Source organism: Sorangium sp. So ce145, assembly GCF_051525985.1.
Taxonomy (GTDB): domain Bacteria; phylum Myxococcota_A; class Polyangia; order Polyangiales; family Polyangiaceae; genus Sorangium; species Sorangium cellulosum_B.
The window spans coordinates 5537501-5551114 of sequence record NZ_CP150315.1 but is presented as its reverse complement, the minus strand read 5'-3'; the positions used below and the strand labels follow the sequence as shown (position 1 = coordinate 5551114).

Annotated in this window: 9 protein-coding genes (1 of these 9 running past the window's edge); 2 read left to right on the top strand and 7 right to left on the bottom strand. The window is 74.3% G+C overall.

What is annotated here, in order from left to right; genetic code table 11:
- The first annotated feature begins 79 nt into the window (after positions 1–79).
- Entirely contained in the window at positions 80–1912 is a 1833-nt protein-coding gene (locus WMF34_RS20615) for a M2 family metallopeptidase (protein ID WP_437994283.1), read from the top strand.
- 16 nt (positions 1913–1928) lie between these two features.
- Here WMF34_RS20615 and WMF34_RS20610 read toward each other — a convergent pair whose 3' ends face one another.
- From WMF34_RS20610 to WMF34_RS20590, 5 genes are all read right to left on the bottom strand, one after another.
- A complete protein-coding gene (locus WMF34_RS20610) occupies positions 1929–2750 on the bottom strand; it encodes a GNAT family N-acetyltransferase (protein ID WP_437994282.1) in 822 nt (273 codons plus the stop codon).
- Between the two features lie 286 nt (positions 2751–3036).
- Positions 3037–3690 (bottom strand): hypothetical protein, encoded by a 654-nt coding sequence (locus tag WMF34_RS20605; RefSeq protein WP_437994281.1) that lies wholly within the window; start codon positions 3688–3690, stop codon positions 3037–3039.
- Between the two features lie 322 nt (positions 3691–4012).
- Positions 4013–5275: a ferritin-like domain-containing protein gene (locus tag WMF34_RS20600; RefSeq protein WP_437994280.1), complete on the bottom strand. Its 1263-nt coding sequence runs from the start codon at positions 5273–5275 to the stop codon at positions 4013–4015.
- Positions 5276–5628: 353 nt separating this feature from the next.
- On the bottom strand, positions 5629–5982 hold the full coding sequence (locus tag WMF34_RS20595; RefSeq protein ID WP_012236605.1) for a hypothetical protein: 354 nt from the start codon (positions 5980–5982) through the stop codon (positions 5629–5631).
- A gap of 747 nt (positions 5983–6729) precedes the next feature.
- Positions 6730–7404 (bottom strand): DUF1349 domain-containing protein, encoded by a 675-nt coding sequence (locus WMF34_RS20590; RefSeq protein WP_044965342.1) that lies wholly within the window; start codon positions 7402–7404, stop codon positions 6730–6732.
- Positions 7405–7510: 106 nt separating this feature from the next.
- On the opposite strand from WMF34_RS20590, the gene WMF34_RS20585 reads away from it, so the two are divergent.
- The gene (locus tag WMF34_RS20585) at positions 7511–7993 is read left to right on the top strand and encodes a hypothetical protein (protein ID WP_437994279.1); all 483 of its coding nucleotides are present in this window, start codon (positions 7511–7513) and stop codon (positions 7991–7993) included.
- Between the two features lie 19 nt (positions 7994–8012).
- Here the strand turns inward: WMF34_RS20585 and WMF34_RS20580 are convergent, their stop codons facing one another.
- Both WMF34_RS20580 and WMF34_RS20575 read right to left on the bottom strand, forming a co-directional pair.
- Positions 8013–12638, bottom strand: a complete 4626-nt coding sequence (locus WMF34_RS20580) for a HEAT repeat domain-containing protein (protein WP_437994278.1) — start codon at positions 12636–12638, stop codon at positions 8013–8015.
- A gap of 44 nt (positions 12639–12682) precedes the next feature.
- On the bottom strand, positions 12683–13614 hold the 3' portion of the coding sequence (locus WMF34_RS20575; RefSeq protein ID WP_437994277.1) for a hypothetical protein. It continues 535 nt past the right edge of the window; the window shows 932 of its 1467 coding nt (coding positions 536–1467); its start codon lies beyond the right edge, outside the window — the gene reads right to left on this strand; it ends in the stop codon at positions 12683–12685.

Genomic DNA, 13614 nt, shown 5'->3' with positions numbered 1-13614 from the left:
GCACCCCGCGCCCTCCGCGCGTCCGGGGTGGAAGGACGGTCGTACGCCGGAGCTGTCCGCGATCGAGGAGCGGCGAGAAATGGTGCGCATTCCGATGTTCGTCGTCGCGTTGCCCTGCGGCATGCTCGCGCTCACGGCGGCCTGCTCCGATCCCGCACCGCCCACGCCGCCGCAGCCCGCCACCGACCCGGCGGCGGAGGAGGCCGCGCGGTTCATCGACGCGGCCGAGGCGGAGCTGCACGAGCTCAGCACCTACAACAACCGCGCGGCGTGGGTGGCGGCGACGTACATCACCGTCGACACCGAGATCCTCGCGGCCGCGGCGAGCGCGAAGCTGCTCGGGGTCCAGGCCGATTACGCGAAGCGGGCCGCCCGCTTCCTCGACCTCGATCTGCCCTACGACGTCCGCCGCCGGCTCGAGCTCCTGCGAACGTCCCTCACGCTCTACGCACCCGCCGATCCCGCGAAGACGAAGGAGGTCGCGACCATCGCGTCGAGGCTGGAGGCCATGTACGGAGCGGGCAAGTACTGCCCCGCGAGCGGCGAGTGCCTCACTCTCGAGGACCTGAGCAGGACCCTCGCGAAGAGCCGCGACCCCGAGGAGCTGAAGCGGGCGTGGGTCGGCTGGCACACGGTCTCTGCCCCCATGCGGGGCGATTTCACGCGGCTCGTCCAGCTGGCGAACGAGGGCGCCCGCGAGCTCGGGTTCAAGGACACAGGCGACGCGTGGCGCTCGAAATTCGAGATGCGGCCCGGCGTGCTGTCGCGGGAGGTCGATCGCCTCTGGGGGCAGGTCAAGCCGCTCTACGACGCGCTCCACTGCTACGCGCGGGGCCGGCTCGCCGCGAAGTACGGCGAGGACGTCGCGCCCGGCAAGGGCCCGATCCGGGCGGATCTGCTCGGCAACATGTGGGCGCAGGACTGGAGCAACATCTACGATCTCATGGAGCCCGAGGGCGCCGCGCCGATCTACGATCTCGACGCCGCGCTGCAGGCGAAGGGGTACACGCCGATCGAGATGGTGAAGACGGGCGAGCGCTTCTTCGTCTCGCTCGGGTTCGAGCCGCTCCCGGCCACCTTCTGGGAGCGGTCGCTCTTCGTCAAGCCGGCGGATCGCGACGTCGTCTGCCACGCGAGCGCGTGGAACATCGACGACGAGGAGGATCTGCGCATCAAGATGTGCATCGAGATCACGGCCGGCGACTTCCAGACGATCCACCACGAGCTCGGCCACACCTTCTACCAGCGGGCGTACAACCAGCTGCCGCTCCTGTACCGCGACAGCCCCAACCCCGCGTTTCACGAGGCCATCGGCGACACGATCGGGCTCTCGGTCAGTCCGGAGTACCTCCAGCGGATCGGGCTCGTGGACCAGCTGCCCCCTGCCTCCAGCGATCTCTCGCTCCTCCTCCGCGAGGCCCTCGGGAAGATCGCCTTCCTGCCGTTCGCCGTCTCGGTCGACCGGTGGCGCTGGGGGGTGTTCTCGGGGGACATCCAGCCGGCGGCATACAACAAGGCCTATTGGGAGATCCGGAGGAGGTACCAGGGCGTCGTGCCGCCGGTGCCTCGCTCCGAGTCGGACTTCGATCCTGGCGCGAAGTACCATGTGGCGGCGAGCGTCCCGTATATCCGGTACTTCTTCGCCCATATCCTCCAGTTCCAGTTCCACCGCGCGCTCTGCGATGCAGCGGGGTACAAGGGGCCGCTCCACCGCTGCACGATCTACGGCAGCGACAAGGCCGGCGAGCGTCTCCGGCGGATGCTGGAGATGGGGCGGAGCCGCCCGTGGCCGGAGGCGCTCGAGGTGGTGACGGGATCGCGGCGGATGGATGCGGCGGCGCTGCTCGACTACTTCGGGCCGCTCAAGGACTGGCTCGACCAGCAGAACCGCGGCAAGACGTGCGGGTGGTAGGCGGGGGCGCGCGGGATCAGGCCTGCGGCGGCGGCAGGTAGTCCGGCGGCGGCGTGTAGAAGGCGAAGCGCGTGACCGCGTGGTAGCCCATCACGTCGTACACGGGCCGCCCCAGGTCCGTCGCGTGGAGGACGGTCTTCTGGGCGCCGGTGGCGCTCAGCGCGTCGTCGAGACAGCAGCGCATCACCGCCTCGGCGTAGCCTTTGCGCCGGTGCTCGGCCGCGGTGGCCACGAAGCCCACGTACCGGATCCCCGCCACCATGAACGTCGCCGCGCAGCATACCGGCTGGTCGCCCACGTAGCCGACCCGCCCGAACGCCCGGTCGTCCCACAACGCCTCGTGGGCCAGGGCGGCGCGCCCGATGGGGAGCGGGAGGCCATAGGCGACGGAGTTGAGATCGGCGACGGCGGCGCGCGTCTCGGCGTCGCCCACGCGCCTGAGCTCCAGGCCGGCGATCTCCCGCCGCGGGGTGGGGAGCGCGTCGGCCACCATGCCCATGATCGACACCGCAGGTTGGAAGCCGAGCCCGGCCAGGAGCTCGGCGGTCGCTTCCGCGTCGCCGCCGGGCGCCCAGCTGTCGGACAGCGCGAAGAACCAGGGAACGCCGCCGGTCCGGGCGAGCTCGGCGCCGATGCGCGCGCGGCGCTCCAGATCCGTGAGGTTGCCAGCCGGCGAGGAGAGCGTGGCGATGTTGAGCAGGGCCATGCCCGTGCCCGAGAGGATGACGGAGACACCGTCCGTGTGCTCGATCCGGTGGCCGGGGAGGCAGCGGCTGAAGTGGATCCAGGCGGCCAGGAACTGCGCGTTGCACTCTGCGATCTCGGTCGGGTCGGACATGGGAGACCTCCTCTGGACCGAGATATACCGGGCCGGGCGCACGGCGATCGAGCTTTCGCCGTCGCGCGCGCGGGCCCCGCGGCGCTGCCGTGGCCGCCGGCTCGGCAGCAGCGGAGCGCTCTGGCCGGGCAGGGTGATCCGATCGAACCTGGCGGATCAGGGCGCCTGATGGGACGAAACCAACACGAAGGCGCCAATCCCAAGAGGACGCGGACCGGCGGGCGGAGGTGCGCCGACGGGCGCGAGGGGGCCGAGGTCAGCGCTGCTCATCCCCCCTCGAACGGCCTCACGGCTCGACCGACCCCAGCGTGTGGCAGTTGTTGCACGAGAAGTCGCCATTGCCGGTCGTGGGGTCGTACTGGACGCGCTGGAGCAGGCTGGCCATCTCGGGCACGACCTTCTCGAACATGAAGGTGCTCCACTCCGCGCGCTCGGGGTGCTCCGGGTCTTGCACGTACTCGAGGAACCCCTCCTCGGTGTCGGGTAGCACGGCGATCTCCGGGCTCGGCATGGCGTAGGCGCGCGTGGCCCCGTCGGCGCCGTGGCACGTCGTGCAGTCCATGGTCTCGAACGCCGGGTCGTACGCCACGAAGACCTCCTTCATCCGCGGCAGGACGTCGGTGTTCATGTACGCGACGCGCTGCTCGAAGTTCATGTCCTTCCACGCGGTCGGATCCGGATCACTGGAGCCTCCCGCGCCGCCGCCCCCGGTCGGATCCGGATCGCTGGAGCCCCCCGCGCCGCCGCCCCCGGTCAGCTCCGGATCACTGGCGTCCTCCGCGCCGCCGCACGCGGCGACGAACAGGCACGCTGCCATCGAGACGCGCCTCACGACCGCGCTCCTCGTCCGGCGATCGGAGCGCGGCGGCGCGTGATCCGGCCGCTCCCGCGCTGCCTTCGCGTCGTTGATGGCCGGTTCCGTGGTGATCATGGATCGCATGTCGTATCTCCTCTTCCTGGGTCGAGCTCGTTCGAAGCGGGTCGTCCGGACAGCACTGACCGGATGCGCCCCGGTTCTACCGTCACGACGAACGGGCGGGCCCGAGATCGACACGCTCAGCGATGTTTTTTTGCTGCCGCCATCTGTCGACAACTGCTTGAAACTGCTGGGTCATCAGCGCGGCATTGCGGCGAGGCTCAACGTCGACTGACGTCGACTGAAGTCGCCCGACGCCGACGGATGTCCACTGACGCCGGCTGATATCGGCTGATCTCGACGGACGCCGACCGGGGCAGGGGGATGGATGCTTTCTTGGATCCTCTCACGAGGGCGACGCCGCGGCGCCGGGGCTGGCGTCGGGCGAGGGAGCGGAGAGGGGCGCGGACAACAGCGCCTCTGCGCACGGCGCGATCACGTCGCGCACGGCGTCCAGGTGACAGCGCGCCCGCTCCGCCTCGGTGAGCCGGCCGTGGTCGCGCCACGCGGCGGCGTCGATGCCGGCGCGCTCGCCCGGGTGAGCGCCACGCACCTGGGCGAGCGCCTCGTCGAACGCGCGCGCCACGGCCGCGCGCACCGGCTCGCCGCCGCGCGCCACGGCCCAGCGCACGAACGCCCACGCGAGCTCGGCGTGAGCGGCCTCGTCGGCCGCGATCCTGTCGAGGCCACGGCGCGCCTCGGGGTCGCGCGCGCGGTCCCGCTGCGCGCTGGCCAGGAGCGCGGCGAGCGTCTCGCCCACGCAGCCCTCGCGCACCGCGCTGGCCGCGGCGCCGGCGAGCGTGGGCGCGCCGAGCGCGCCGTCCATGGCCATCGGCCCCGGGCCGAGCGGCCGGCCGGCGTAGCGGCTCGCGAGCGTGAAGCACGCCCTCGCGTGCTGCAGCTCGTCCGACAGGGCGCGCTGCGCGGCGTCGATCAGGGCGGGCGGCGCGCCGAGGGCGAGCAGATCGAGCGTGAAGCGCGCGAAGGACGCGATCGAGGCGTGCTCCAGGCGCGCGTCGGCGAGCCACGCATCGGCGAGGGCGGCGCGCGTCGCGGGATCGAGCGCTGTCACGTCGTCCGCCGCGGGATCGAGCACCCAGTCGGCGCGCGCCTCGACGCCGGCCAGGCGCGGCGCGCCGCCCACGAGGAACGGGCGGCCGCAGGCGCCGATGCCCGGGTCGTCGACATCGTAGCAGCACTGGCCGTCCTCCAGCCGGCCATTCTCGTAACTCACGCAGGACACGGGGTTCGGATGATAGTCGCTCGGGCAGGCCTCGGCGTTCCCTCCCGCGCCGCCGGCCCCGCCGTCCCCGTCGTCGGCGTTTTGCTGGATCTCTTCCAGCGAGAAGCACCTCGTCTGGACGCTGCTCTGACCGCCGGCGCCGCCCTGACCCGCAGCGCCGCCCTGACCGCCGGCGCCGCCCTGACCCGCAGCGCCGCCCTGACCGCCGGCGCCGCCCTGACCCGCAGCGCCGCCCTGACCGCCGGCGCCCGTGCCTGTATTCGCGCCCTCCACGGCGCCATCGAGGCAGCCGACAGCCAGCGACAGGCCGGTGAACATGCCGGCTCCCACGATGTGCATGATGCGCGCGCGAAGATCTCTGGTCATGGTGCTTTGCCTCCTGCGATGTGCCGTTCCTCGGCACGCCATCAGGATGTTTCCTGATCCGCGGGCCGCGGTCACGCCGCGCGAGATCATCTCGTCGACCGACAGCGGCGCCTCGCCGTCACAGCGCGCCGACCCGGCGCGCGCTCGCGCCGGCCGGCGGCCCCTGAGGGGTGTTCTCTTCGAGCATCGGCCCCGAGGCTACCGGGTCCGGCGAGCGAGGGAAACGGCCAGGGAGATCAGCAGAACGCCCACCCGAGGAGGGGGCTCGGCGCGCAGGCGCAGACGAGGACCGCGGCGATGGTCACGCTCGGCCGAGCCGCCCCGCCGCGCGCGTCCGCCTGATGGGATGGGACCTAGAGGTCCTGGATGTAATCACATCCGATGCTCCTGCCGAGAGAGTGGCAGTGGATGGCGGTCTCCGGCGCCAGGTCCACGCGATGGATGTTGGGAGTCCGGTAACAGGTGGACTGGTCATTGCCGACGATCAGATATGCCCACCGCCTCCCCGTCGGGGTGGGGCCCGACATCGTGCAATCGAGCCTGCTCCCTGCCACGAACCCGGTCACGATCGCTTGCTCGGTCTCGCCGGCTTCTTCGCTGTCGACCGACGGATCCATGGAACCCACGCAGGCGGAGCCGGAGACGCAGACGAGCCCTGTCACCAGCGCCATGCCGAGCCAGTTCTGGAGATTGCGACGATTGCTCATACTTCCCCTCTTTCTACGACGTAGACTCGTTGCCGACGACGAGACCCGTTGCGGTGGAGCCCCGGTGGTCTCCGTTCGCGAGCCTCGTCGGATTCATGAGCAAGGGCTATGCTCGGGGCGTCTGTCACCCGACGCTACAGCGTCACTGGCTTCACTTCGAATACCGAGGCGTCTCTGCTCTCGGGGCAAAATCGTGCGACAGGGACACGGAGAACGTCACGAGAGCCAGGGAAACGAGGGACATCGAAGATGGATACGATCGCCAGGGACACGGAGCCTGGCGACAGGACATGGAGAACGCCGCCAGGGACACGAAATCGAGCGACTTGGACGTGGAGATCCTGGCCAGGGACACGACCGGCGCCGACAGCGACCTACGGAGTTGCCGGCAGGGACATGCGGACCGCCCTCAGGGCCGAGGTATGGCGTGCCAGGGACAAGGCGCGGCGTGCCAGGGACAAGACGCGGCGTGCCAGGGACAAGACGCGGCGTGCCAGGGACAAGACGCGGCGTGCCAGGGACAAGACGCGGCGTGCCAGGGACAAGACGCCGGCGTGCCAGGGACAAGACGCGGCGTGCCAGGGACAAGACGCCGGCGTGCCAGGGACAAGACGCCACGCGCCAGGGACACCCGGGAGCGCCTTCGCCTGTCCCTGGTGCCGCCGTCACGCCGGATCCTGCGCGCTCACGGGCGCCGCGGGGGAGCGCGCAGGACGAGGCCGCGCGCGCCATCGCGCGGCCCGCGCTTCACAGCACGTGCGGGAGCGGCAAGGCGAGCCCGGTGAGCGGCGGCATCTGACCGGCGCGCGCCAGCGCGTCGCCGTACACGGCGTCTCCGCTGCGGAGGTCGCCGAGCCGGCGCGGCGCGAAGCGGATGTCGTCGAAGACCGCCGTGCAGCCGTCGCCTGCGGGCGACTGGGCCGAGAAGCCGACGGCGAGCTCCGCCGTGCTGCCCAGCGAGAAGCTGCGGACGAGGTGCCATGTCGTCCCGTCGGTGGAGGCGTGGAACGCGCACACCCGCCCGAGCCGCGAGACGCGCAGCCAGACATGATCCGCGTCGACCTCGAAGGATCGGCGGTCGTCCGACAGGCCGCGGGTCACCACGGACACGACCGTCGGGGCGCCCTCCGGCGAGAGCTCGAAGCAGAGCTTCGCCCACGAGCGCTCGTGCGCCCAGAGGAGCAGCACGCCGGCGTCGCGCACCGCCGAGAAGCCCACCGTCACCCGCGCGCTGGCAAGGAAGTCCCCGTGCGGCGTCCCGAGCAAGCGCGGCGCGTTCAGCGCGCCCCGGGTGCGCTCCGGATCGAGGAACAGGTCGGTCTCGCCGCCCGCTGTGACGGTCAGGCTCGACGCTTTCCCGGCGCTCCAGCTCCTGGGCGGTACCTCCCAGCGGAGTGGTGTGGGCCACGGCGTTAGGTGCACAGGTTCACTCACCTCGTCTCCCTCCCCTGCATCGCGTCGATGGTACCGGAGTGTGCTCCTGTATTGTCGTGGAATCGTTTCGGTGTGTATGGAGGATCTCGCTTCTATGCGAATTACCGTCCTTCTGATCTCCTGCTGCTCGGTTGGAATCCTGGCGGGGTGCTTCACCTCGCGGAAGGGACCGCCGGAGTTCCTGCTCGGCGCGAGGGCGGTGCAGACATCACCTGGTGGCGATCGTCACCGGGACGAGAACGCCAGCACCGGGGTCACCGGCACGGGCTACGTGGACGCCGCGGCCGCCCTCGCCGGTGCGGCCGGGTCGACCGTCGCAAACCGCGCGATCTACGACACTTGCTACGCGGCGTGTCCAACCGGGACGGCGTGCGACGCAGCCACGGGCATGTGTGTGCGGCAGCCCTGCGGGGGGAAATGCCCGGCCGACTACCGCTGCAAGGTCGTCGAGGGGAAGGAGGCCTGCGTCCTCGGCGAGCCCGACCGCGGCGTCGTGTCGCCGCCGGCCGCGCCCGGGGCAGGGGAGCTCGGGCCGGGAGCGGCGCCCGGGGATGCGCCGGGGCCGCGCGTCAACTGAGGAGCGGCGCCCCGCGCGCTCACCGCCCCTCGATCCGCCTCATCACCTCTGCATAGACCTCGCGCCGGTCCGGCCGAGCGCGGCCCAGCGCGTCCTTGAGCGCGGGGAGCGCCGGCGCGCCCACGTGCCCGAGCCCCTCCGCGGCCGCGCGGCGGACGACCGCGTGCGGGTGCAGGAGCAGGCCGACGATCGCGGGGAGCGCCGGCGGCCACGGCGCAAAGCAGAGGATCCGGATCGCCGAGCGGACCACGTCCGGCAGCGGATCCGAGAGGAGCGCGCACGTCGCGCGCAGGTAGGCGGCGCGATCGACCGCGTCGCGGAGCAGCCGGTGCGCGTGGAGCCGCACCCGGGGGCGCCGATCGCCGAGCAGCTCCACGAGCAGCGCCGCGAGCTCCCCGTCGGGCGCCCCGGCCAGCGCCGAGAGCGCCCGGCGCGCCTGCTCCGCGTCCCCTGCGCGCGCGAGCCGCACGAGCTCCTGCCGCGCCGGACCTCGGTCGCTAGCCTCGGGCGCCTGTGGCTCCGGGCGCGCGCGCAGGGCCTCCAGCGCCCGCGCGTCCTCGGCCGCGCGTCCCCCTCCGGGCGGCCGGAGCGGGCCGTCGTCGAGCGACAGCCGCCCGGCCAGATCGGCGCGCCCCTCGGCGCGGAGGCGCTCCACCACGGCCTCGAGCTCCGGCGTCCGGAGCAGCCGCTCCCCCGCGACCAGATCGAGGTAGCCCCACGCCCCCTGCCGGAGGCGATCGACCAGCCGAGCCGCCCGCGCGTCGGGCGCGACGCGGCGGATCGCCTGGGCCGCCGCCGCGCGCGTCGCCGGCGCGCCCGACTCCCACCACGAGAGCAGCTGCGGGAACAGGCGCTCCGCTTCCGGCGGCATCAGCTGGGCCGCGAGGCGCGCCGCGCGCTCCCGGCGCGCCTCGTCGGCGGGGTCGCCCCGGAGCTCTTCCTCGGAGAGATCGAGCAGCGAGGGCGCCAGGGAGGGCAGCCCCGGGCGGTCGACGCCGTCCACGTCGCCGCGCAGGTAGGCCCGCAGCACGGCGGCGCGGGCGTCGGGCTCCGGCCATGAGAGGAGCGCGACGGCGGCCTTGCTCCGGAGCTCGGGCGCGGGCGCGGCCAGCATCGAGAGCAGGCGCTCGCGGAGCGCGGCCGAGCGCGGCTGGTCGAGATCGAACGGCCGGGGCACCCGCGCGTCGCCGCTCGGCGCGGCCGCCTGCTCGGCGAGGGTCCAGGGCGGCGCGCCGATCGGCTGGAGCGACTCCATCCAGTCGAGCAGCGCCGGCCGCGCCGGCTCGGCCGCGGCCGGGAACACCTCGATGAGCGCGGCGAGCTGCGCGCGCGAGCCGAGGCCGCCGCGCGGCCCCGCCCGGAGCGCCGCGAGCGCCACCGGCTCCAGCGCCGCGGCCCGGAGCGCCGCCCGCCACGCGGCCGCGCCCTCGGGATCCTCGCCATCGCCCGCCTCGGCCGACGCCCCGAACGCCTCGCGCAGGATCGCCGGCTCGGCCGTCCACGGATCGGCGGCGGCGCGCGCCATCGCGAGCGCCTGATCGACGTCGGCGCGCCCGAGGATCACCCCGCACCGCCGCAGCAGCGCGAGCGGCGATCGGCGCGCCCCCGGCGCCGGCGCGAGCCCGCGCACGCGCGCCGCGACGCCGAGCGCCTCGGCGCGCGCGAGCTCGGGCGCCGCCTCCTCGAGCAGCGGGAGCAGCCCGTCGCGCAGATCGGCCGCCGCCGCGGCGAGCCCGTCGAGCAGCACCGCGGCGTGCCGGGCGTACAGGCGCGCCTCGACGGGCGACCACGGGGCGGTGGATGCGCGGACGATCAGCCGGAGCGCCGCGTCGCGCAGCGCCGGCTCGTCCGCTGCCAGGCGGAGCCACTCCGGCGCGAGCTTCCGCAGGGCGGCGAGCCACCGCTGCGTCAGCGCCGCCTGCCGCTCCAGCAGGCGCCGCGCCGTCGCGTCGTCCCAGCCGTCGCGGGCGAGCGCGGCAGCGAGCGCGTCCGCGGCGCCTGCGGGCGCGTCCGCGGCGCCTGGGGGACGCGCGGCGCCCGGCCGCCCTCGCTCGCGGGCGGGGAGGCCGTGCGCCTCGATCTCCACGGCGAGCTCGTCGGCGGTCCCGGAGGCGAGGGCGATCTCGCCGTCGAGCACCCGCTCGAGCAGCCGCGCCGCCGCGGCCGATCCCTGGCGGATCCCGCTCCGGATCGCCTGGGCCGACAGCTTGCCGCTCAGGGCGTCGAGCAGCCGGTCGCGGGCGCGCTCGTCCTCCGCGGCCCCGGCGGCGGCGAGGAGCGTCGCCTCGCAGGCCGGCCCGACGATCGCCCGCAGCGCGGCCTCGAGCGCCGCGCGCAGCCCCGGGTTGTCGTGGCGGCCGAGCCAGAAGACGAGCTTCGGCACGGCCTCGGGCCCGCCCGCCCGCGCCAGGGCCTCGGCCGCCGTCTTCTTGATGCTCATGTTCGGGTGATCGAGGCACGCGGCGATGGCGGGGCAGGCCCAGCGCGCCTCCATGCCCCCGAGCGCGCGCAGCGCCTGCCTCGCCGTCTGCACGTCGCCCGCGCCCGTGAGGAGCGTCAGGCTGGCCGAGAGCGCCTCGGCGCCGTCCTCGGCGAGCAGCGCGATCACGCGCTTGCGCACGCGGGGATCGCGGTGGCGCAGCAAGCGCGGGACGCGCGAGCGCGCGGCCTGACCGCGCGCCGAGCGCAGCAGGTCGACGAGGAGCGCGCGCTCGCCCGCGGACACGCCGGGTCGGTCGAGGAGATCGAGGGCGAGGCCCGCGAGCAGCGCGTCGCCGGCAGCGCTCTCGCTCGCGGCGTCGAGGAGGCAGACAGGCCGGATCTTCCGGCGCTGGTGGAGCCGCCGCCCGAGGCCGCGGATCGCCTCCGCGACATCGTCCGGGATCGCCGGCTCCGCGGGCCGCGCGGGGTCCCGGTCGAGGTCGCGATCGGGCGGCTCGGCTGGCCCGCCGGGGACCCACGCCGCGGCGTGGTCCGCCGCGATCCGGAGCAGCAGATCGGCGATCGCCGGGAGCGCGCTCGCGTCGCCCGCGCGCGCGAGCGCCCTGAGCGCGTCCGCTGGCGTGCACCGCTTCACCGCGCGCTGGAGCACCGCGAGCTCCGCCGCCTCGGCCCCGGCGAGGTCGGCGGCGATCTCGGCCGGCAGGTCCCGGGGGTTCAGGCGGGCGACGAGCGCGCGCCGGTCCGCCGGATCCTCCGTCAGGTGCCAGAGCAGCGCCGCGGCGCGGTGGCGCTCGCCTCGGAGGTACGGCGCCATGGCCGCGCCTGCGCCGTCCTGGCCCAGCGCGGCCCGGAGCGCCTCCGCCGTGCGTGGGCCGCCGATCGCGGCGAGCGCCTCCAGGGCCGCGGCGGGCGCGCGCGGCAGGGCGGCGAGCACGTCGTCCTCCGCGGCCGCGTGGCGCAGGGCGCCCAGCGCGCGCAGGAGGGGCGCGGGCGAGGGCGCGTCGCGGAGCTTCTCGGCGAGCGCGTCGCCGAGCGGGAGATCCGCCGCGCCCTGCCGCGCCATGGCGACGATGATCTCGGCGCGGCGCGGCCAGCTCGCGTCGCCGCCCGGCGCCGCGGCGAGCGCCGACAGGAGCGCGCGCCGGCAGGTGAAGGCGATCGCCGCGACGTCCTCCGCGGCGATCGTGGGATCGGCGAGGGCGAGATCGAGCAGGGCCGCCGCGTGCTCCGGGGCGGGGAAGTGCCCGCGCCGGTGCAGCGCGCGCAGGCAGGCGATCGCGCTCGGGCCGAGCAGCAGCGGATCGCCCGCCGCGACGCTCAGGATGGCGCCGACGTCCTCGCGGGTCGCGTGCTCGCCGAGGAGCGTGAGCGCCCGCTGCCGGAGCCGCGGCGGCGCGTCCTCGCGGGAGACGAACGCGCGGAGCGCGGCGCCCTCGCCGTGGCGCGCCGCCGTCTCCAGCGCGGCGGCGGCCACCTCGGGGGCGCCGCCGAGGAGCTGCTCCAGGCGCGCGCCCGGGAGCGGCGCGCCGGCGAGGACGGCCCAGGGCGCGGCGAGCTCGCGGAGCGCGCCTGCGACGATCGCGGGCGCCGCCGCCTCGAGCAGCGCGGCGAGCACCCCGCGCGCCTGCTCGGGCGCGAGCAGCGCCGCGCGCAGGCAGCGCCGGGTGAGGTCGAGCGCCGCGGCCGCGAGGACCGGAACGCGGCGCGCCGCGAGCTCGGGGAGGAGCGCCTCGGGCGCGGGGATCTCGGCCGGATCGAGCGCGTGGAGCGCCTGGTAGAGGAGCTCGCCGGCGGGCTCGCCGCGGAGGGCCTCTGGCCGCGTGAGGATCTCGGTCCGGAGCCACGCGACGCGAACGGCGGCGGGGAGCGAGGCCTCGCGCCACGCCGGGAGGCGCTGATCCGGGAGGGAGGGCCACAGCTCGCGGTAGAGCCCGGCGAGGAGCAGCGCGACCTCCGGCGTCCTGTCCAGCGTGCGCAGCGTGCGCGGGAGCAGCGCCGCGAGCTCTCGCCGCCCTGCGCTGCCCTCGCGCCGGGCGGCGTGGGCCATCCACGTGAGCCCGAGGTACCGCACGCGCTCGTCCTCGTGCTCGACGAGCTGGCGGAGCATCTCCTTGCTGCAGCGCGCCTCGTCGACGTGCTCGGCGAGCCACCGCACGTCCGCGCGGCGGAGCGCCGCGGCGAACGTCTCGTCCAGGTGCACCATGGCGACGCCATCGTAGACCGGCGCGCGGCGGCGCGGCGCCGGAGTTACTCTGACGGCCTGCTCCCCGTCACGGCAGCGCGCGACAGATTGAGCAGCGCCTTTGCGCGCGAGTACGCGATGTACGGGTTGTCCGTGGAGCCGCCAAGATCGTCGGCGTCTTCCCCTGGGCCCTGCGCCCTCACCGGGAGCCAGAGGTAGTCGGGGTGCAGCTGCTTGCCGTTGATTCCGTTGACGAGGGCGGGGTTCCTGATCCACTCGCCGCCGATCACCGCCAGCCGATCGTCGAGCTCGAGCACGTAGTGGAGCTCCACGTTCATGACCGGGAGGTTGCGCTGCGCGGGGGGCTGGAGGAGCTGCTCGGGGCTCACCTCGTCCGAGACCATCCCGTAGCGCCCGCTGACCCGGACGAAGCGCCTCGCGTACGGGTTGAACCGGTAATTGTAGCAATCCGCCCCCTGGAACCCGCCGTTACAGACGAGCCGCGCTGCCTCCTGCGCGCTCACCTCCGCCATCGTGTCGATGGCGAACGACGTGACCGGGTAGCTCCACACCTCGCGGTGCCAGGTGTAGTCGACGACGAACGCGCGCCGCGCCCGAGCGCTGGACGGCGAGCTGATGGAGCTTGCGCCCAGCCCGAGGAGGCCGGTCATGGCGATGTGCATCGTCCCGGGGTTCAGGTCGCGGCACGCCGGATCGACGGGCCTGCCATACTGATCGCGCTGGACGAGGTCCTCCCGCGCCTCGCAGCGCCGCCCGGACATCGTGGCCGAGTCGCTGTGGTACAGCTCGGTCATGAGCGCCTCGATATCGGCGGTGCGGAACAGGATGCACCCCGTCTCCACCGAAGCGCACGTGGTCACCTTGCCGCCCGAGAGCTTCACGCGGATGTCGCGCTGCGGCGGCCCGCCGTCCTCGGCGACGACGTAGGCCGCCCAGCCGTTGCAGTGTCCCCACCAGTACTCCGGGGTCACCCCTT